This is a genomic window from Sphingopyxis sp. YR583 (assembly GCF_900108295.1).
Lineage (GTDB): Bacteria > Pseudomonadota > Alphaproteobacteria > Sphingomonadales > Sphingomonadaceae > Sphingopyxis.
In genome coordinates this window covers 2,073,779-2,092,857 of record NZ_FNWK01000001.1, presented here as the reverse complement: position 1 = coordinate 2,092,857, position 19,079 = coordinate 2,073,779, and the positions used below count along the sequence as shown (strand labels likewise).

General features: G+C 64.9%; 20 protein-coding genes. 8 read left to right on the top strand and 12 right to left on the bottom strand.

The genetic code is table 11. The annotated features are described in order from the left end of the window. Window positions 1–67 precede the first annotated feature (67 nt). Window positions 68–2,002: a M61 family metallopeptidase gene (locus BLW56_RS09660; RefSeq protein WP_093510896.1), complete on the top strand. Its 1,935-nt coding sequence runs from the start codon at window positions 68–70 to the stop codon at window positions 2,000–2,002. 41 nt (window positions 2,003–2,043) lie between these two features. Beyond that, window positions 2,044–2,580 (top strand): inorganic diphosphatase, encoded by a 537-nt coding sequence (gene ppa / locus BLW56_RS09655; RefSeq protein WP_093510297.1) that lies wholly within the window; start codon window positions 2,044–2,046, stop codon window positions 2,578–2,580. Here ppa and BLW56_RS09650 read toward each other — a convergent pair. From BLW56_RS09650 to BLW56_RS09635, 4 genes are all read right to left on the bottom strand, one after another. Continuing rightward, window positions 2,577–3,509, bottom strand: coding sequence for a mechanosensitive ion channel family protein (locus tag BLW56_RS09650; RefSeq protein ID WP_371262223.1), 933 nt, complete (start codon window positions 3,507–3,509; stop codon window positions 2,577–2,579). The two genes, ppa and BLW56_RS09650, sit on opposite strands and share 4 nt — an antisense overlap. 5 nt (window positions 3,510–3,514) lie before the next feature. Then, complete coding sequence (metC, locus tag BLW56_RS09645) at window positions 3,515–4,720, bottom strand: cystathionine beta-lyase (protein WP_093510295.1); 1,206 nt, start codon at window positions 4,718–4,720, stop codon at window positions 3,515–3,517. A gap of 69 nt (window positions 4,721–4,789) precedes the next feature. Next, complete coding sequence (gene sseA, locus BLW56_RS09640; protein WP_093510294.1) at window positions 4,790–5,632, bottom strand: 3-mercaptopyruvate sulfurtransferase; 843 nt, start codon at window positions 5,630–5,632, stop codon at window positions 4,790–4,792. Between the two features lie 183 nt (window positions 5,633–5,815). Beyond that, window positions 5,816–7,123 (bottom strand): hypothetical protein, encoded by a 1,308-nt coding sequence (locus tag BLW56_RS09635; protein WP_093510293.1) that lies wholly within the window; start codon window positions 7,121–7,123, stop codon window positions 5,816–5,818. Window positions 7,124–7,241: 118 nt separating this feature from the next. On the opposite strand from BLW56_RS09635, the gene queF reads away from it, so the two are divergent. Then, window positions 7,242–7,712, top strand: a complete 471-nt coding sequence (gene queF, locus BLW56_RS09630; RefSeq protein ID WP_093510292.1) for a preQ(1) synthase — start codon at window positions 7,242–7,244, stop codon at window positions 7,710–7,712. A 69-nt stretch (window positions 7,713–7,781) separates the two neighbouring features. Beyond that, complete coding sequence (locus BLW56_RS09625) at window positions 7,782–8,192, top strand: acyl-CoA thioesterase (protein WP_093510291.1); 411 nt, start codon at window positions 7,782–7,784, stop codon at window positions 8,190–8,192. A 20-nt stretch (window positions 8,193–8,212) separates the two neighbouring features. Here BLW56_RS09625 and BLW56_RS09620 read toward each other — a convergent pair whose 3' ends face one another. From BLW56_RS09620 to hflK, 8 genes are all read right to left on the bottom strand, one after another. Continuing rightward, the gene (locus BLW56_RS09620; RefSeq protein WP_093510290.1) at window positions 8,213–8,440 is read right to left on the bottom strand and encodes a hypothetical protein; all 228 of its coding nucleotides are present in this window, start codon (window positions 8,438–8,440) and stop codon (window positions 8,213–8,215) included. Between the two features lie 89 nt (window positions 8,441–8,529). Further along, window positions 8,530–9,816, bottom strand: coding sequence for a cytochrome P450 (locus tag BLW56_RS09615; protein WP_093510289.1), 1,287 nt, complete (start codon window positions 9,814–9,816; stop codon window positions 8,530–8,532). A 101-nt stretch (window positions 9,817–9,917) separates the two neighbouring features. Continuing rightward, window positions 9,918–10,370, bottom strand: coding sequence for a hypothetical protein (locus BLW56_RS09610; protein WP_093510288.1), 453 nt, complete (start codon window positions 10,368–10,370; stop codon window positions 9,918–9,920). Then, window positions 10,367–11,962, bottom strand: a complete 1,596-nt coding sequence (locus BLW56_RS09605; RefSeq protein ID WP_371262222.1) for a helicase HerA-like domain-containing protein — start codon at window positions 11,960–11,962, stop codon at window positions 10,367–10,369. The genes BLW56_RS09610 and BLW56_RS09605 overlap by 4 nt, the downstream gene beginning before the upstream one ends. A 62-nt stretch (window positions 11,963–12,024) precedes the next feature. Beyond that, window positions 12,025–12,393 (bottom strand): VOC family protein, encoded by a 369-nt coding sequence (locus BLW56_RS09600; protein WP_093510894.1) that lies wholly within the window; start codon window positions 12,391–12,393, stop codon window positions 12,025–12,027. Window positions 12,394–12,513: 120 nt separating this feature from the next. After that, on the bottom strand, window positions 12,514–14,007 hold the full coding sequence (locus tag BLW56_RS09595) for a trypsin-like peptidase domain-containing protein (RefSeq protein ID WP_093510287.1): 1,494 nt from the start codon (window positions 14,005–14,007) through the stop codon (window positions 12,514–12,516). 139 nt (window positions 14,008–14,146) lie between these two features. Further along, complete coding sequence (hflC, locus tag BLW56_RS09590) at window positions 14,147–14,995, bottom strand: protease modulator HflC (protein ID WP_093510286.1); 849 nt, start codon at window positions 14,993–14,995, stop codon at window positions 14,147–14,149. Then, window positions 14,995–16,122: a protease modulator HflK gene (gene hflK, locus BLW56_RS09585; RefSeq protein WP_256203369.1), complete on the bottom strand. Its 1,128-nt coding sequence runs from the start codon at window positions 16,120–16,122 to the stop codon at window positions 14,995–14,997. Before hflK ends, hflC begins: the two co-directional genes overlap by 1 nt. 115 nt (window positions 16,123–16,237) lie before the next feature. Between hflK and BLW56_RS09580 the strand changes: the two genes are divergently transcribed. From BLW56_RS09580 to BLW56_RS09565, 4 genes are read left to right on the top strand one after another with little or no spacing between them, the layout of a single operon-like run. Further along, window positions 16,238–17,227 (top strand): Mrp/NBP35 family ATP-binding protein, encoded by a 990-nt coding sequence (locus tag BLW56_RS09580; protein ID WP_093510284.1) that lies wholly within the window; start codon window positions 16,238–16,240, stop codon window positions 17,225–17,227. Continuing rightward, window positions 17,227–17,649, top strand: coding sequence for a CoA-binding protein (locus tag BLW56_RS09575; protein WP_093510283.1), 423 nt, complete (start codon window positions 17,227–17,229; stop codon window positions 17,647–17,649). The genes BLW56_RS09580 and BLW56_RS09575 overlap by 1 nt, the downstream gene beginning before the upstream one ends. Then, a complete protein-coding gene (locus BLW56_RS09570; RefSeq protein WP_093510282.1) occupies window positions 17,646–18,242 on the top strand; it encodes a hypothetical protein in 597 nt (198 codons plus the stop codon). The genes BLW56_RS09575 and BLW56_RS09570 overlap by 4 nt, the downstream gene beginning before the upstream one ends. A gap of 50 nt (window positions 18,243–18,292) precedes the next feature. Beyond that, on the top strand, window positions 18,293–19,006 hold the full coding sequence (locus tag BLW56_RS09565) for an SIMPL domain-containing protein (protein WP_093510281.1): 714 nt from the start codon (window positions 18,293–18,295) through the stop codon (window positions 19,004–19,006). Window positions 19,007–19,079: the final 73 nt, after the last annotated feature.

Sequence of the window (19,079 nt, the reverse complement as noted above, 5' to 3'; positions counted from 1 at the left end):
GAAAGGCAAAGTGCGCTTGCTCAAGCCGTCGCTGGACCTCGCCCACGTTTCGCGGCAGAGGTGCGACATGGAAAAAGCACTGTTCGTCGCAGCGGCGGTCATCGCCGCACCCGTCGCCATTTCCCCCGCCATCGCCCAGGACGGCAACAGCCGGCCCCAACCGGTCGTCCAGCCGCTGACCATCCCCCTGCCCGCCGACAAACCCTATCCGGGCACGATGCAGCTCAAGGTCGATGCGAGCGATTATGCGCGCGGTATCTTTCACGTTCGCCAGACGATCCCCGTCGCGAAGGCGGGCAAACTGACTTTGCTCTATCCCGAATGGCTGCCCGGCAAGCATGCGCCGCGCGGTGCGATCGCCGAGATGGCGGGCTTCAAGCCGAGCGCCGGCGGCAAGCCGCTGGCGTGGACGCGGCAGCCGACCGATGTCTATGCGTTCGACGTCGACGTGCCCGCGGGGGTCAAGAGCATCGACGTCGCCTTCGATTTCCTGTCCCCGACGCGAACGAGCGAAGGCCGGGTGGTCGTCACCCCGGCGATGATGAACCTGCAATGGGAACAGGTCAGCCTTTACCCCGCGGGCTATTTCACCCGCGCGATACCGGTGCAGCTCGAGGTCATATTGCCCGAAGGCTGGACCGGCGCGTCGGCGCTCGACGGGCTCAAGGTGTCGGGCAACCGCTACAGCTTCGCGCCGACCAATTATGAGGTGCTGGTCGACAGCCCGATGTTCGCGGGCAAATTTTTCCGCAAATGGGATCTCGGCAACAAGGTCACACTCAACGTCGTCGCCGACGAAGCGAAATATCTCGAGGCGAGCCCCGACCATATCGCGCGCCACGCGGCGCTGGTGTCCGAAGCCGTCGCGCTGTTCGGGGTTCGCCATTTCGATCGCTATGAATTCCTGCTCGCGCTCACCGACGAGCTCGGGGGAATCGGGCTCGAACATCATCGCAGCAGCGAGAACAGCCGCAACCCCGACTATTTCACCAAATGGAACGACAATGACAGCGAGCGCGGGCTGCTCCCACACGAGCTGACCCACAGCTGGAACGGCAAATATCGTCGCCCCGACAAGATGTGGACCCCCGATTTCCGTACCCCGATGCAGGACAATCTGCTGTGGGTTTACGAAGGGCAGACGAGTTTCTGGGATCTCGTCCTCGCCGGCCGGTCGGGGATGCAGTCGAAAGAGATGATCCTCGCCGAATGGGCAACCAACGCGGGCAACTATAGCTCCCAGCCGGGGCGCCAGTGGCGCTCGGTCGAGGATACGACGCTCGACCCGATCATCGCGGCGCGCAAACCCAAGCCTTATCCGAGCTGGTCGCGAAGCGAGGATTATTACAACGAAGGGTCGCTGATGTGGCTCGACGCCGACATGCTGATCCGTCAGGCGACGAACAACGCCAAGAGCCTCGACGATTTCGCGCGCGCTTTTTTCGGCGGGCGCGAGGGCGACTGGGGGCAGAACACTTATGATTTCGACGATGTCGTCGCGGCGCTGAACGCCGTCCATCCCCATGACTGGGCCACCTTCCTGCGCGAACGCATGCAGGCGAGCGGCCAGCCCGCGCCGGTCGGAGGGATCGAGCGCGCGGGATACCGGCTCGTCTGGCGCGACGCGCCCAATGTCTATGACCGCGACCGCATGGCGCAGGCGAAAAATGCCGACCTCACCCATTCGCTGGGGATGACGATCGACAAGGACGGCCTTGCAAGCGGCATCCTGTGGGAAGGCCCGGCGTTCAAGGCCGACATCATCAATGGAACGAAGATCGTCGCGGTCGACGGGCTCAGCTACAGCCGCGAGCGGATTGAAACCGCGATTCGCGCCGCAACCGACGGCAAAACGCCGGTGCGCCTGCTCGTCGAGCGCGGTGGGCGCTATCGCAATCTCGAGATCGACTATCATGGCGGGCTGCGCTGGCCGCACCTCGAAAAAGTCGGGAGTGGCCCCGACTGGTTCGATCCGCTATTGGCGCCGCGCCGCCGCCTCTAAAAGGATTCGGCGGAGAACAGAACAAAGGACTGATTTCTCCCATGCGCATCGACCTGATTCCCGCCGGCGACAGCCCGCCCGACAGCCTCAACGTCCTGATCGAAGTTCCGATCGGCGGCGAGCCGGTGAAATATGAATTCGACAAGGCATCGGGCGCGCTTTTCGTCGACCGCTTCCTGCACACGCCGATGCGCTACCCAGCCAATTACGGTTTCGTGCCCCACACGCTGGGCGAAGATGGCGATCCGCTCGACGCGCTGGTCGTCGCGCGTTCGCCCATCGTCGCGGGCGCAGTGGTCAAGTGCCGACCGATCGGCGTGCTCAACATGGTCGACGACGCTGGCGGCGACGAAAAGCTGCTGTGCGTCCCCGTCAACAAGACCTTTCCTTATTACGACAAGGTTTCGACGTATAAGGACATGCCCGAAATCGTGCTGCAGCAGATCGAGCATTTCTTCACCCACTATAAGGATCTCGAACCCGGAAAATGGGCCAAGCTCAATGGCTGGGGCGATGTCGATGAAGCCAAGCGCATCATCGTCGAATGTATCGAACGTGCGAAGAAGACCGGTTTCTAAATTCCGTTGGCCGGCGCCGGACCATCATCCGGCGCCCCGACGATCTTCACATCCTGCCGTGGATAGGGAATGCGGATACCCGCTTCCTTGAACCGGTCCCAGATGCCGAGGAAGACCTCGCCCTGGATGTTACCGAGCCCCGCCTCGGGATCCGAAATCCAGTAGCGCAGTTCATGCTCGACCGCGCGTTCCCCGAAAGCCGTGATCCACACGACCGGTTCGGGTTCGTTCAAGATGCGCGGATTTTCCTTTGCCGTTTCGACCATCAGCCGCTGTGCGAGGCGCAGGTCGCAATCATATCCGACGGGTACGCGCATCCGCACGCGCACCTCGGGGCTCGCATAGCTCCAATTCTCGACCGGCTGGGTCATCAGCAGCTCGTTCGGGATCAAATGCTTTTTCCCGTCGCGCGTGATCACATTCACCGCGCGAACGCCGATCTTCGCGACGCGGCCGACATTCGGAACCCCGCCCGGCAGCGATGATCCGCCCATCGCACTGCCATCGCCGACGACGACGATATCGCCCGGCTTGATCGAACGGTCCATGAGCAGGATGATTCCCGCGATCAGATTGCCGACCGTCTTTTGCAGGCCGAAACCGATCGCAAGGCCCGCAGCGCCCGAGAAAACGGCAAGCGCGGTCAGATCGATACCCAAGAGGTCGATGCCGAACAGCATCGCGAAGACGAACAGCGCGATCGCGATCAGCTTTTCGGCGAGCAGGCGCTGCGTCGCGTCGATCTGCGTGTTGCGGCGGAGCAGCCATTTGATCGACCGCAAGATGATTCGCACCGCGAGATACAGCAGCACCGCGACGACGATCGTCGAGAACAGGCCATAAAGCGACAGCCGGTACGAACCGACATCGATGCCGACCGCCTTCAGCGTCTCGATCGTGCGGACGACGCCTTCGGGCAGCCCGTCCATGGCGATCATCCCGCCATCGCGGCGAAACCGCGTTCAAGGTCGGCGATCAGATCGGCCGGATCCTCGAGCCCGACCGACAGGCGGACGAGCGGATCGGTGTCGGTCCACGCAACGGCGGTACGAATCTCGTCCGGATTGCTGGGCACGACAAGGCTTTCATAACCGCCCCAACTGAATCCGATGCCAAAGGCCGACAGGGCGTCGATGAAGCGGGTGCGGCCGGCATCGTCGGTGCCTTTGAGCGTGAAGCCGAACAGGCCGCTCGCCCCGGTGAAATCGCGCGCCCAGATGGCATGGCCGGGATCGCCCGGCAGCGCCGGATGGAGCACCCGGCCCACCTCGGGCCGTGCGGCGAGCCAGTTCGCAACCGCGAGGCCATTTTCGCCATGCCGCGCCAGGCGGACATCGAGCGTGCGAAGCCCGCGCAGCATCAGCGCGCAATCGTCGGGCGATACCGACAGGCCAAGCTGGTAGGTCGCATGCCGCAGCCGCGGCCACAGCGCCCTGGTGGCGGTCAGCGATCCCATCATCGCGTCGCTGTGCCCACCGACATATTTGGTCAGGCTCATCACCGTCGCATCGACGCCGTGCGCCAGCGCGGGAAAAAGCAGGGGCGTCGCCCAGGTGTTGTCGAGCATCGTCGTCACGCCGCGTTCGCGCGCGACCGCAACGATCGCGGGGATATCCTGCACCTCAAAGGTCAGGCTGCCCGGCGATTCGAGGAAGATGAGCTTCGTTTCGTCCATGATCAGGTCGGCGATGCCTGCGCCGATCGACGGATCATAATAGGTCGTCCTGACGCCGAAGCGCGCGAGCATGCCGTTACAGAACAGGCGCGTCGGTTCGTAAGCGCTGTCGACCATCAGCAGATGATCGCCGGGCGACAGCAGTGCGAGCAGCCCCGCCGAAATCGCCGCGACACCCGACGGGTATAGCAAGGTGCCTTCGGCTTCGGCCTCGAGATCGGTCAGCGCATCGGCGAGCGCCCATACCGTCGGCGTGCCGCGCCGACCGTAATAGAGTTTGTCGTGCGTGGCATGGCCGCGCGCCTTAAGGTCGGCGATATTGTTGTAAAGGATCGTCGAGGCGCGCCACAGCGGCGGATTGACGACGCTGCCGCCCAGTCGGGGATCGCCGGTCCATTCGGGCCGGCGACCGCCCTGCACCAGTTTCGTTGCAGGGCGGAGGCTTTTATCGTCGCGGTTGTTCATGCCCGCCTTGTTAGCGTGCCGCTCGCCAAAAGCCAGCGGCACGGAAACAGGTTTCGCCCGCGGACGGGCTCAGGCCGCGCCGGTCGCCTTCGGCGTCGCCGGATCGGCGCCCCATTCGGTCCAGCTACCGTCATAAACCGCCACATCGTCCTTGCCGAGCAGGTGCGCGCCAAAGGCGACGACGGTCGCGGTCATGCCGCTGCCGCAGGTGGTGACGAGCGGCTTGTCGAGATCGACGCCGGCGGCATCGAACGCCGCTTTCAGCTCGTCGCCCTGCTTCCACGTTCCGTCGGCGTTGAACAGCGCGCTGTGCGGAAGGCTGCGCGAGCCCGGGATATGGCCGGGTGCGACACCCGCACGCGGATCGCGTTCCTCACCCGTAAAGCGGGCGGCAGGCCGCGCATCGACGACCTGTTCGGCGCCGCTGTCGACGTTCGCGAGCATCTGTTCCTTGGTGCGCACCGCCTTGGCATCGCGCCACACGGTGAAGTGGCGATGGCGCAGCGTCTGCTTGCCCATTTCGAGCGCGCGGCCCTCGGCCTTCCACTTGGCAAGCCCGCCATCGAGCAACGCGACGTCATGAGCGCCGAACAGTTTGAGTAGCCACCAGGCGCGCGCCGCGCTCTTGAGCGGGCTGTCGTCATAGATCACGATGCGGCTGCCGTCGCCGAGACCGAGCGACTGCATGCGGCTCGCGAATTTTTCGGCCGGTGGCGCCATATTGTCGACGGCGTTCGACGCGTCGGTCAGTTCGGCAAGATCCATGAACACCGCGCCGGGAATGTGGCCTGCCTCATATTCAGCGCGCGCGTCGCGTCCTGCATCGGCGAGAAATTTCGTCGCATCGACGACCCGCAGGTCCGATGCCCCCAGTTCGCGTTCCAGCCAGTCGGTTGAGACCAAGGCGTCCATGTCATGCTCCTGTTGCGGCCGGTCGGGAACCTGTTTTGCCTGTCCCTATCCCGGCCATCCTGCTGTGGCTTCTTTCCGGGGATAGTCAGCCTATGCCCCGCCCCGCGCTTTTTCAAGCGCGGTGGAGATGTGCCTCAGACGATGCTGCACCGCAACAAAAAAGCAGTGTCGTTTTGAGCCAGATTATTGCGCGCGCTTGATTGCGGTCGCGCGGGCGCCCGGACGCTCGACCGTGTAGGAAGCGCGGTCGAGCGGCAGAGGCGCGAGCTTTTCGCTGCCGCTTGCGCCCTGTTCGCGGCCGAGCACGAAACTGCCCGCATTCTGTCCGAACGCTTCGCCCTCGCCATCCCAATGATAGGTGACATCGAAGGCGATGACGGGGACCAGCATCGGCTTGCCGCCGATCATCAGCGGTTCGATTGCCGCGCGCGGCAACATGACCTCGGTCGACAATTCCTCGCCCGCGCCGACCGCCAGCATCATGTCGTCGCGCAGCACGCTGCCCCCCGCCCCGTCGAAGAAGCGGGCCAGCACGGGCTCGGTCATCGCCGAACCCTGATTGAGCGCGATTCGGACCATCAGCCCCGTCGCCGGCGTCGTCCCCTGATTGAGCAGGTTGAGCGCGAAGCCGACCGCGACATGATCGGCGGCGAAGCGGATGCTCCGCACATCGAGTGTCATCCCGACGACCGCACGCTTCTCGCCAGCAGCGCGGGTCACGAGCGGCTGGGCCGGGGACGGCGTGGGCCGGGCGGCAGGCGGCGGCGCTGACGGCTGCGGCGGAACCGGAACCGGCGGCTTGGGCGGTGTTTGCGCCGCCCGAGGTGTGGGACGCGGCGCGGCCGGGCGCGGTGCTGCGTCGATCTCGTCGAGCGGCGGCCCTGCGGGCGCCGCGCGGCGGCGCCAATACCAGAATCCGGCAGCGCCGGCTGCGATGACGGCCAGCAGCCAGGCCCATATCGGCGTACCCGACGGTGCGCTCGCGGGGGCCTCCGCGACCGGCGCTTCGTCGGCCGGAACGGACGTGGCTCCGGCCGCCGGTGGGGCGGTCGTCTCGAGTGGCGGCAAGGCCGGATTGTCGGTCGGATTCGCAGGCACCGCGCTCGCGGCCTCCGGCGCCGCCGCGCGCGGTGCCGCGGTCACAGGCGTGTCGCGCCGTGTCGACGCGGGCGCGGGAGCCGGGGTTGCGGTGGCGGGCTGGGTCGAGGTTACGCGTGGCGGCGCCACCGGCTGCGTTGGTGTCGGGGTCGGCGCGGGGGTTGGCGTCGGCACGCCGCGCCGTTCGCCCGGCGCGACTGGCGGCAAGCCATTGTCGGACGGGCCCTGCACCCCCGGTGTCCGGCCGTCATCGGCGGGCGGCGGAAGGCGGAAATCGATCGGGCGGGACGAGGTTCCAGCGTCTTGCGCGCGCGCGGGCGTCGCCGCCGCCAGCAGAGCCGCCGCAAGCGCAAGCGTTGCAACCTGTTCTCGCCCGAAGTTACGCACCGTCATCTTGTCCGCGATCCCACACTACCCATATCTCGCACGCGCCGCTGAATTGGCGCTGAACCCGGCCGCTTCCGTCCAACCTGTCGGTGACTTCGGCGCCGCTGCGCACTAGAGCCTTTCCATGACCGATTCCAGCCCTACCCCGCTCGCGCCGAAACATCTCGGCCAATCCAGTGAACTTCCTGCCTCGCCCGAGGCGGCCGTTCTCGATTATGTTCCCAATCCGCGTACCGGCGAGCTCTATCTCGTCCGCTTCGCGGCGCCCGAGTTCACCTCGCTCTGCCCCGTGACCGGACAGCCCGACTTCGCGCATCTCGTCATCGACTATGCGCCCGGCGAGACGATCGTCGAATCGAAAAGCCTCAAGCTCTTTCTCGGTTCGTTCCGCAACCATGCGGGCTTTCACGAAGATTGCACTGTCGGCATCGGCCGCCGCCTGTTCGACGAAATGCAACCCAAATGGCTACGCATCGGCGGTTACTGGTATCCACGCGGCGGCATTCCGATCGACGTGTTCTGGCAATCGAGCGCGCCGCCGGCTGATTTGTGGCTCCCCGACCAAGGCGTCGCGCCCTACCGCGGGCGGGGCTGACGAGATTTCTGCCGGGCCAGCCGCTATTTCATCTTTCCGTCACGAATTGTTGACATTAGTGTCAACGATATGAGTAGCGCTGCCTTGCCCCATGACCATGACATCAAGGTCGGTCCCGATGTGATCGACTTCATGGGTCATGTGAATAACGCGCATTATCTGAGCTGGGTGCAGGAAGCGGTGCTGGCGCATTGGCGCCACATTGCGCCGCCCGACGCGGTCGCGGCGCATCTGTGGGTCGCGCTGAAGCACGAGATCACCTATCGCCGCCCTGCCTTCCTCGACGATCAGGTCATTGCGACTGTCATCCTCGAAAAAGTACAGGGGGCGCGCGCCTTTTATGAAACGATCATCAAACGCGGCGAGGATGTGCTTGCCGAGGTCAAATCAAGCTGGTGTTGCATCGACGCACAGACGCTACGCCCTGCACGGCTGGCAAGCGAAGTGGTCGCGCGTTTCTTTCCCGGCGAGAAAATCTAGCAAGCAAGCCCCGGCCCGATTTAAGGGCTGACCGGCTCATCGTCATTATCGTCGACGACCAGCCAGATTCCGCCAGCGACGATCGCCAGACCAAGGACGATCGCAACCCAGCTTCCGCCTTCGAGATCGTTCTGGCCTTCGGCGGCCGATGCGGCGCGCACCGCGCTGGACGCAGCGGAGGCGGCGACGGGCGAAAGGACCATGGAGATCGCCGCGAGAGAAATCGCAGCCTTTTTCAGAACAGCCATATCTAGCTCCTATTACAGCGAACGTGGAACGCAGCCCGATTCGGCGTTGTTCCAGCGGTTGCGGCAGCAGGAGCCCGAATCGCGCCGAGTTAAGCCGCGACGAATCTTATCGGCAGACGCTTTAGCCCGCCGACGAACACCGACTCGACGCGTGCGGCTTCACCTGCGAGCTCAAGACTCTTCAGCCGCGGCAAAAGCTCTTCCATCAATATGCGCATCTCCATGCGCGCGAGATGCTGGCCGAGGCAGACGTGCGCACCGAAACCGAAGGCGATCTGTTGATTCTTTTCGCGGTCGGGATCGAAGACAAAGGGATTTGCGAACACGGCGTCGTCGCGGTTTCCCGAAACATAGTTGAGCATCAGCCAGTCGCCCGCACGGATCGTCTGTCCGCCGATTTCGACGTCTTCCTTGGCGCTGCGCATGAAATGCTGGACCGGCGTCGTCCAGCGAATCGCTTCCTCGATGAGACCGGCCTTGTCGCTGTCCGCGGCGCGGAAACGCTCGAACAGCGCGGGGTTCTTCGCCAGCTCCATGATGGCGCCTGCGGTCGACGCGCTCGTTGTGTCATGGCCCGCCGTCGCGATGATCATATAATAGCCGGCGAGTTCGCGGTCGGGGATCTGTTCGCCGCCGACCATGGCGTTTGCAATGACCGTTGCGATATCCTCGCGCGGGTTGGCGCGGCGATCGGCGGTCAGCGCCCCGAAGTAATTTTCGAAATCGGCGATGACATAGTGGAGCATCGCGATCGCCTGTTCGGCGCTCGTGATCGCCTCCCGGCTCCGGTTCAGCTCGGGGTCGGTGGGGCCGAACAGCTGCTGCGTCAGCATCAGCATGCGCGGTTCGTCCTCGGGCGGAACGCCCAATATGTCCATGATGACGCGCAGCGGATAATGCGCCGCCACGTCGCGGGCGAAGTCGGTCTCTGGCCCCGCTTCCAGCATATGGTCGACGGTCTCGCGCGCGAGCTGGCGAATACGGTCTTCGACGATCTTCAGATTTTTGGGCATGAACCAGCTCTGTGTCAGCAGCCGGTATTTCATATGGTCGGGCGCATCCATCTGGACCAGCGAGCGAATCAGATGCCCGTCATTGTTCGGCGTCGCAGCGCGCGCCAGTGCCTCGCCGTCGCGGTTGGTGAGCACGGTCGGACGGATGCCGTTCGCGAAACGCTGCGGATCGCGGCTGATCGCCATGATGTCGGCGTGCCGCGTCACGAGCCAGAAGGGATCGTGATCTTCATTCTCCGCAACGCCAAGCGGCATATTGGCGCGCGCCCACGCAAGCTGCTCGTGCAGCGGATCCCAATTGCCGTATGCGACGGGGTCGACGACGGCGGCGGCTACCTCTCCAGGCAGTATAGGTTTTGTCATGCAACCCAAGCTGCCCGATCATGTGGCGTCTGTCGAGCCCGGACGCGCGCCTGCCGAAAGGCGCCATCCGAAGCCCCTCACGGCGCAAAGGTTACGATCGGTCAGCCGGCCGGCTGCGGTGCTCCCGCCGGCATCGCCCGCTCCCATTCGGCGCGCGCGGTGCGGATCATCGCCTTGAGCGCATCGGCATGGCGCTGCCAGGCGGCTGCCGCGCCGGCATTCCAAGCAGTTCCCGCGGCAACGCCCAGTTCCTCGACCGTCATGTCGATGAAGGCGTCATATTCGGCGATCGGCAACGCGCCATAGGATCGGTGGGTAAAGACGAGTTCGGCGACGAGCGGCCACACCCAGCCCTCGCCCTGCGCGAGACCGAACATCATCTGCAATGTTTCGTCGGTCATCCGCCGCGAAGACGCATCGATCGAAATGAAGCTCGCGCGGCGTTCGGGATAGGCGGCGAAGAATCGCTCGAACAGCATATGGCGGATATCGATGCCGGCGTCGGCGACGGCCGTCAGGCTCACCTCCATCAACGCGGCATCGGTATCGCTCATTTGAAAAGGCTGCCCAATATCCCGCGCATGAGCTGGCCGCCGAACTTGCCCGCAACCTGCCGGCCGAGGCTCGTCGCGGCCGAACGTGCCGCCGACTGCACCATCTTCTCGGCCATCGACGGTTTCGCCGCCTCGCGCGCCGCGGCCTTTTCGAGGCGCAGCCGCTCCTTCTCTTCGGCCGCCTTGCGCTTTGCCTCTTCCTTCGCGGCGATCGCGGCCTGCTTGTCGGCCTCGACCTGCGCCTTCGCTTCGATCGCAGCCGCCTGTGCCTGCTCGGCCTTCGCGGCGAGCAGTTCCTCGGCGCTTTCGCGGTCGACCGGCGTGTCATATTTGCCCTCGACGGGCGAAATCGACTTGATGATCGCGCGCTCCTTGGCCTCCAGAGGACCGGCGCGCGAGCAGGGCGGCTTGATGAGCGTGCGCTCGACGGGCGACGGCGCGCCGTCGGCCATCAGCAGCGAGACCAGCGCCTCACCAACTTTCAGTTCGGTGATCTCGCGCGCGACATCGACCTTGGGATTGGGGCGGAAGGTCTCGGCGGCCGCTTTCACCGCCTTCTGATCGCGCGGAGTGAAGGCACGTAGCGCATGCTGGACGCGGTTGCCGAGCTGGCCCGCAACATCCTCGGGAATGTCGATCGGGTTCTGCGTGACGAAATAGACGCCGACGCCTTTCGAGCGGATCAGACGCACGACCTGTTCGATCTTCTCGGCTAGCGCGGGCGGTGCGTCGTCGAAGAGCAGGTGCGCCTCGTCGAAGAAGAAGACGAGCTTGGGCTTGTCGGGATCGCCAACCTCGGGAAGCGTTTCGAACATCTCCGAAAGCAGCCAGAGCAGGAAGGTCACGTAGAGCTTGGGGCTCGCCATCAACTTGTCGGCGGCGAGGATGTTCACATAGCCACGGCCATTCTCGTCGGTGCGAATCATGTCATGGATGTCGAGCGCGGGTTCGCCGAAGAAATGGTCGCCGCCCTGCGTTTCGAGCGTGAGCAATTGCCGCTGGATCGTCCCGACGGTCGCCTTCGACACATTGCCATATTTCGTCGTCAACTCGTCGGCATTTTCGGCGCACCAGGCAAGCATCGCCTGCAGGTCGCCAAGGTCGAGGAGCAGCAGATTCTGTTCGTCGGCGACCCGGAACGCGATCGCAAGCACGCCTTCCTGCACTTCGTTGAGGCCCATCAGCCGCGCGAGCAGCAGCGGCCCCATTTCCGAAATCGTCGTGCGGATCGGATGCCCCTGCTCGCCGAACAGATCCCAGAAGATCACCGGATTGTCGCGATACGCCCATTCGCTGTCGCCGATCTCGGCCGCGCGCGCGGCGAAAATCTCGTGCATTTTCGACGTCGGGCTGCCCGCCATCGCCATGCCGGCAAGATCGCCCTTCACGTCGGCGACGAACACCGGGACGCCGACCGCCGAGAAACCTTCCGCAAGCCCCTGCAACGTCACCGTCTTGCCGGTACCGGTCGCGCCCGCGATCAGCCCGTGACGGTTGGCGCGTTTGAGCACCAGCGACTGGCGCGGGCCATCCGCCGCACCGCCGCCGCCAAGGCCGATATAGATTTCGCTTGCCGTGCTGCCGTCGCTCACCCGCTGTCCTCCACTCGAAAATAGACGGACAGGTTAGAGCGGCGGCGCAGCGCTGCCAAGCGTCATCCCATGATGAAAGCGTTGAGCTTGTTGCCGTCGGGATCGCGGAAATAGCCGGCGTAGAATCCCTCGCCGCGCGGTCCCGGAGGGCCCTCGCACGTGCCGCCATGCGCAAGTGCGATATCGTAAAGGCGCTGGACCTGATCCTGATCCTTCGCCTCAAGCGCGACCATCACGCCGTTGCCGACCGTCGCCACATTGCCGTCGAAAGGTTTTGTAATGCCGATCCCGGCGCCGCCGCCCGGTTTTCCCCACGCGATGAAGGTGTCATATTCCATCATCCGCGGCGTTTCGAGTTCGGCGGCAATCGCATCGTAAAATTCCGCCGCCTTGGCGATATCCTTCGTTCCCAGCGTCACATAGCCAATCATCATCTTTCTCCCGACTCATCGTTATGGGAACATAATATGAACACGACAGCGGCAGCGCAAACAAAAAGGGCGCCGGACCCGAAGATACGACGCCCCGTTTGATACGGTAAAAGCCGAAGCCTATTTCACGCGAATCGCGATAAAGGCCGACGGACCGCCGCGCCGCAGGATTTCGAGCAGCACCGCGTCGCGGCCCGCCTTCTTCGCATCGGCAACCGCCTTGGCAAGCGCCTCGCTCGTCGCGACCGGCGAGCGGTTGACGCTGAGGATCACATCGCCGCGGCGCAGCCCCTTGCGGCCCGCATCGCTGTTCGCCGACGCCGCGCCGATCACGAGCCCCTTGGTCCCGGCATCGACGCCGACCGCACGCGCGATATCGGGCGTCACCACCTGAACCGAAAGGCCGAGTTCGTTCTGGATCGCCTTGTCGGCGGCGCCCGTCGGATCTTCGGGTTCGCTCTGCTCCGCTTCGGGGTCGAAGTTGCTGCCTGCCAGCTCTTCCTCGGGCGGACGGGTGCCGACGAGGGTCTGGATCGTCATCGTCTTGCCGTCGCGAATGACTTCGAGCGGGATGCGCGTGCCCGGCTTGGTATTCGACACGATGTAGGACAGCGTCTGCTGCGGCGTGACATCCTTGCCGTTGACCTTGGTCACGACGTCGCCGCGCTTGAGGCCGGCCTTTTCGCCAGCCTGTCCCGGTTCGACGCGCTGGATGAATTCGCCGCGGTCCTTCGGCAGGCCGAGTGCCGCCGCGAGATCCTCGTCGACCGGCGCGATACCGATGCCGAGATAGCCGCGCTGGACCTTTTCACCGGCGCGCAGCGCGTTGATCACCGGGATCGCCGCGTCGGCGGGGATCGCGAAGTTCACGCCGATGTTCGCGCCGACGGGCGAAATCAGCATATTGTTGATGCCGACGACATTGCCCTGCAGGTCGAACAGCGGACCGCCCGAGTTGCCCCGGTTGATCGCGGTATCGGTCTGGATATAACGGTCATAGGCGCCGCCCTGTCCGATATTGCGCTGCACCGCCGAGATGATCCCTGCGGTCACGGTCGAACCGAGACCCAGCGGATTGCCGATCGCGACGACCCAGTCGCCCACGCGCGCGGTGCCGCTGTCGGCGAATTTGACGAAGGGGAGACCGCTTGCGTCGATCTTGAGAAGGGCAAGGTCGGAGGCCACGTCGCGGCCGACGATCGTCGCCTTATATTCCTTCTGGTTGGTCAGCGTGACCGTGACCTGATTCACTTCCTCACCGCGCGGACCGCCCGAAATGACGTGATTGTTGGTGACGATGTAGCCGTCGGCCGAAATCAGGAAGCCCGATCCGCCGCCCTGTTGTTCCTGCGTGATCGGCTCGCGCGTCCCGGCGAAGGGGTTCAGCCGGACACCGAGCGTCACTTCCTGTTTGGTCGAGATGTTGACCACCGCCGGCTGCAGCTGCTCGACGAGGTCGGCGAAGCTTTCGGGCGCGCCCGCACGCGGAACGGCCTTGGCAATCTCGCTCTTCTCATTTTGCGCGACCTGCGCGCCGACGGGCGATTGGGTGACCAGCGCCAGCGCGGTGCCACCCGCCAGCAAGGCCGAAGTGATGCCATAAACATAACGCACGATCGGTAATCCTCTTCGTTCTCGAAAAACTCAACTTACCCCGGCTGCGGCGGTCTGCGGCGAATTGGCTGAACGGCAATTGAACATGAACGGGAGTTGCCCAATCTGTTCATCAAACCGTTCGCCCGTCGTCGCCCCCTCAGTTGCCGCGGAAACGCTTCAGATATTCATTGTCCGCCGACATGATGATCGACGTCCCGCCCTGGTTATTCTCGCCCAAGAAGGTCTGACGATAGCTCTGCATCGCGCGGTAGAAATCGTAAAATTCGGGATCCTTGCCAAAGCTCGCGGCATAGATGCGTGCGGCTTCACCGTCGGCGCCGCCACGGATGATCTGCGCTTCCTTCTGCCCCTCGGCGCGGATCGAGATCGCTTCCTGCTGCCGCGCGGTGCGCATGCGGTTATACGCCGCCTCGAGCGTCGCGCCTTCGGGAAGGTCGGCGCGCTTGATCCGGACGTCGATGATCTCGGCGCCATATTTCTGCGCCTCGCGGTTCAGCGCGACCTGGATATTGTCCATCACCGCGCCGCGTTCGGGCGACAGCAGCGTCGCAAAGGTGCGCTTGCCCAGCTCGTTGCGCAGCGACGAGCCGAGAATCGTCGCAAGCTGCGCCTGCAACTTATCCTCGGTGCGGATCGCGGTGTACATGCGCACCGGGTTGGTGATGCGGAAGCGCGCGAAGGCGTCGACCTGCAGCCGCTGCTGGTCGGTCGAAAGCACCTGCTGGCGCTCCATGTTCACACCAAGGATGCGCTTGTCGATATACTGGATGCCGTCGGTGAACGGCACGCGCAGCACGAGGCCGGCGCCCGAGCGCCCGAAATCCTCATTCGGCTTGTAGCGGTTCACTGTCCGCTCGATCTCGCCGAAGCGCAGGATCAGCGCCTGCTTGTCCTCGGGCACGATTGCCAGCGACTGCGACAGGATGACGAGTACCACGACGACGCCGAAGAGCAGCCGCATCGGGTTCTGGAACAGCGAATTCATCATTCGCCTCCCTTCGCGGTCGCTTCGGGGGCCTTGAGCCGCTTCTGCACTTCGTTGAGCGGCAGATAGGGGGTCACCCCGCGCGCTTCGACAATCGTCTTGTCGACGTTCGACAATACCGTCTCCATCGTTTCATAATAGAGGCGCTGGCGGGTCACGCCGGGCGCCAGCTTATACTGTTCGTAAATCTTGTCGAACGCCGCCGTGTCGCCGCGCGCGCGCTCGAGCACCTGCTGCTGATAGGCGCGCGCAAGGTTGATCGCCGATTCGCGTTCCTGCCGCGCCGCGGTGACTTCCTTGAACGCCTCATCGACCTGGCTCGGCGGATCGACCTGACGGATCGCGATGCCCTGAATCATTACACCGGCGCGATACTGGTTGAGCAGTTCCTGCATGCGCTGTTGGACCTGCGTCTCGATCTCGACGCGGCCGGGGCCGATTGCCTGGACGAGGTCGAAGTTCGCGACCGTCGCGCGCATCGCGCTTTCGGCGACTTCGCGGATCGTCCCTTCGGGATCGGCGAGCTGGAAGAAGAAGAGTTCGGGATCACGCACCGACCAGCGGACCTCATAAGCGAGATCGACGATGCTCTGGTCGCGCGTCAGCACGAAATTCTCGTCGGTCGCATTCGGCGAGCCGACCGCCATCGTACGGATCGCGCGGACGTCCTCCATCCGGATACGCTCGACCGGCGCCGGCCAGGTCAGCTTCACGCCGGGGCCGACGGTGCGCGAATAGCTGCCGAGACGCGTGATCACGCCTTCTTTTTCGGGCGGGACGATGTGGAAGGAAGAGAAAAGGATCCACGCCGCGACGAGCGCAAGGACGACCCATTTCCAGAGTTTCGCCGAATCGCCGAAATTGAACTGGCCGCCGCCGCCCGAGCCGCCGCCACCGAAACCGCCGCGCCCCTTGCGCAGCAATTCGTCGAGTGCCGAGGGGCCGCGGGGCTTTTGCCCGCGCCGCTGGTCGACGGGATCGGGCGTCACCCAAGGGTTGCGCGGGCCGGGGCGCTTATCGCCCTTTCCGTCGTCGTCTCCCTTGCCGGGGCTGCCCCACGGGCTGTTCGCCATCTGGGTGATCGACCCGAAAAATTGCCGCAATCCCCCCGGACCGCGGCCAGCCATGCTTCCATCATTTTCGTTGCTCATCCTGCTTTTATAGGGGCGGCGTCCGCGATTAACAGGGGGTGCGCGCGAAAATGGCTGGCAAACAGGCCAATCATGCCTATCTGCCGCGGACATGACCGAACAAAGCGCCGATATCGCCCGCCTGACCGCCATCGCCACCGATCTGAGCGGGGGGCGCTCGTCGGGGCTCCGACTGCTCGACGATTCGGGCCTGCTTGCGGTCGTCCTCGATGTGTCGGGGCTGGCGACCGAAGCGCGCAAACCGCTCGAGGATAAACTGCGCGCCGGCCTGCTCGCCGAAACGGGGGTGCGCGAGGTGCGCATCGCTATGACTGCCGAGAAGAAGGCGATGACGATCATCGCCGTCGGCAGCGGCAAGGGGGGCGTCGGCAAATCGACCCTCGCCGCCAATCTTGCCGTGGCGCTCCGGCGTCTTGGCGTGAAGGTGGGGCTGGTCGACGCCGACATCTATGGGCCTTCGCAGCCCCGGCTGATGGACAGCGAGGGCGTGAAGCCCGAGGCGCGCGGGTCCAAACTCGCGCCCGTCCCTAACGCCTATGGCGTTCCTATGTTGTCGACCGGACAGATCGCGGCGCCCGGACAGGCGATCGCCTGGCGCGGGCCGATGGCGGGCAAGGCGCTCGAACAACTTGTCGACGCGAGCTGGGGCGACATCGACACGCTCGTCGTCGACCTGCCGCCGGGCACCGGCGACGTCCAGTTGACGATGATCCAGAAGCACAAGCCCGCGGGCGCGGTCATCGTGTCGACCCCGCAGGATCTCGCGCTGATGGACGCGACGCGCGCGGTCAGCCTGTTCGAACAGGCCGATGTGCCGATCATCGGGCTCGTCGAGAATATGGCGGGATATGCCTGTCCGCATTGCGGCGAGGTCAGCGACCCGTTCGGCAGTGGCGGCGCTGAGGCCGCAGCGGGCACGATGGGCCTCGATTTCCTCGGCCGCGTTCCGCTGTCGATGGGCATCCGCCTCGCGAGCGACGGCGGCGTGCCGCCCGCGGCGGGAACCGATCCCGCCGGCGAACCATTCCACGCGATAGCGGCGAAAGTGGCCGCGTGGCTGCAGGCACGAAAGGGCAAATGATGGCGATCAACGACGAAGGCGAAATCCGTGAACTTCTGGGGCAGAAACGCCGCATCGCGGTGGTCGGCGCATCGCCCAACCCTGCGCGCCCCTCGAACGGCGTGCTCGCCTTCCTCGTAAATCAGGGCCATGACGTGATCGCGGTCAATCCGGGGCATGCCGGCAAGACGATCCACGGCGCGCCGGTCGTCGCGACGCTTGCCGACGTCGAACCCCCTGCTGAACTCGTCGATATCTTTCGCAACAGCGCCGATGCCGGCGCCGCGGTCGACGAAGCGATTGTTCATGGTGCCAAAGCCGTATGGATGCAGATCGGCGTGGTCGACGAGGCCGCGGCGAAACGCGCGGAGACCGCGGGACTGACCGTCGTCATGGACCGTTGCCCCAAGATCGAAGTGCCGCGCCTCGGCCTGCTCAAATGAAGGCCGCGCTCTCGCTGCTGGCCGCGACCGCGCTTGCGGGCTGCGCCACCACGGCGGCGACGGCAAATCCGCAAGACGCATTTTTCGATGCCCTCGCGGCGCGCTGCGGCCAGGCCTACGCCGGACAGCTTGCCAGCGATCAGGACGCCGACGCCGATATGCGCGGCAAGGCGATGGTGATGCACATCCGCCATTGCACCGCCGACCGGATCGAAATCCCCTTCCACATCGAGGGGCTGGCCGCAGACGGTGGCTGGGACCGTTCGCGGACGTGGATCGTCAGCCGGACGGCGGCGGGACTGCGCCTGAAGCATGATCACCGCCACGCCGACGGCACGCACGACGAAGTCACCCTCTATGGCGGCGATACGGCGGACAGCGGCAGCGCGACGCGCCAGAGCTTTCCCGTCGATGCCGAATCGATCGCAATGTTCGAACGCACCGGTCGCGGCGTTTCGACCACCAATATCTGGTCGATCGAAACCACCGAAGCGGGTTTCACCTATGGGCTGGACCGCAAGGGGCGGCATTTCCGCGTCGCGTTCGATTATGCCAAGCCGGTGGCGCCGCCGCCCGCGCCGTGGGGCTGGTAGGGAACCGCTTCGCGCGTCATACGCTGGACAGCGATGACGGGAGAAAATCGATGCGCACCCAGACCCTTATGCTGATCCCCCTGCTCGCGCTCGGCGCGTGCAGCGAAAAGGCACCTGACCCACGCGGCGTCGGGCATGATGAAACCCTGCTCTCGGTTTCGGCGACCGGCCGGTCGGAAACGCGGCCCGACGAAGCGCGCTTTACCGCCGGCGTGAGCACGATCGCCGCATCCGCCGAAGCGGCGACGCAGCGGAACAACGAAACGATGACCAAAGTGACCGAGGCGCTGAAAGCCTTTGGCGTCGCGGGCAAGGATCTCCAGACGCGCCAGCTCACCGTGAACCGGATCGACTGGGGAGCGAACAAGGGCAAGTTCGAGGCAGTCAATCAGGTCGAGGTGCGGATGCGCGCGGTCGACCGGGCCGGCGAGGCCGTCGCCGCGACGACGCAAGCGGGTGCCAATGTCCTGTCGGGACCGACATTGCGCGTGTCCGATCAGGAGGCGGCGACCAAATCGGCCTATGCCGCCGCCTATCGCGCCGCGCGCGCCCGCGCCGATGCCTATGCGGGCGCGGCCGGCCTGAAAATCGATCGTGTGCTGACGATCCGCGATGGCGGCGACGGCGGCGCACCGATGCCCTATTACGAGATGGACGCCGCAGCGAACCAGGCCGCACCGCAGGCCGCCGCGCCGCCTTTCAATCCGGGGGTCAGCGAATCACAGGTTTCGGTGCGCGTCGACTTCGCACTCTCGGGAAAATAGCGGCCGGAACGGGCCGCCCGCGAAAGCGCGATTTTCTTTGCGCCGATTCGCGCCCCTGACTATCAGCAGCGGG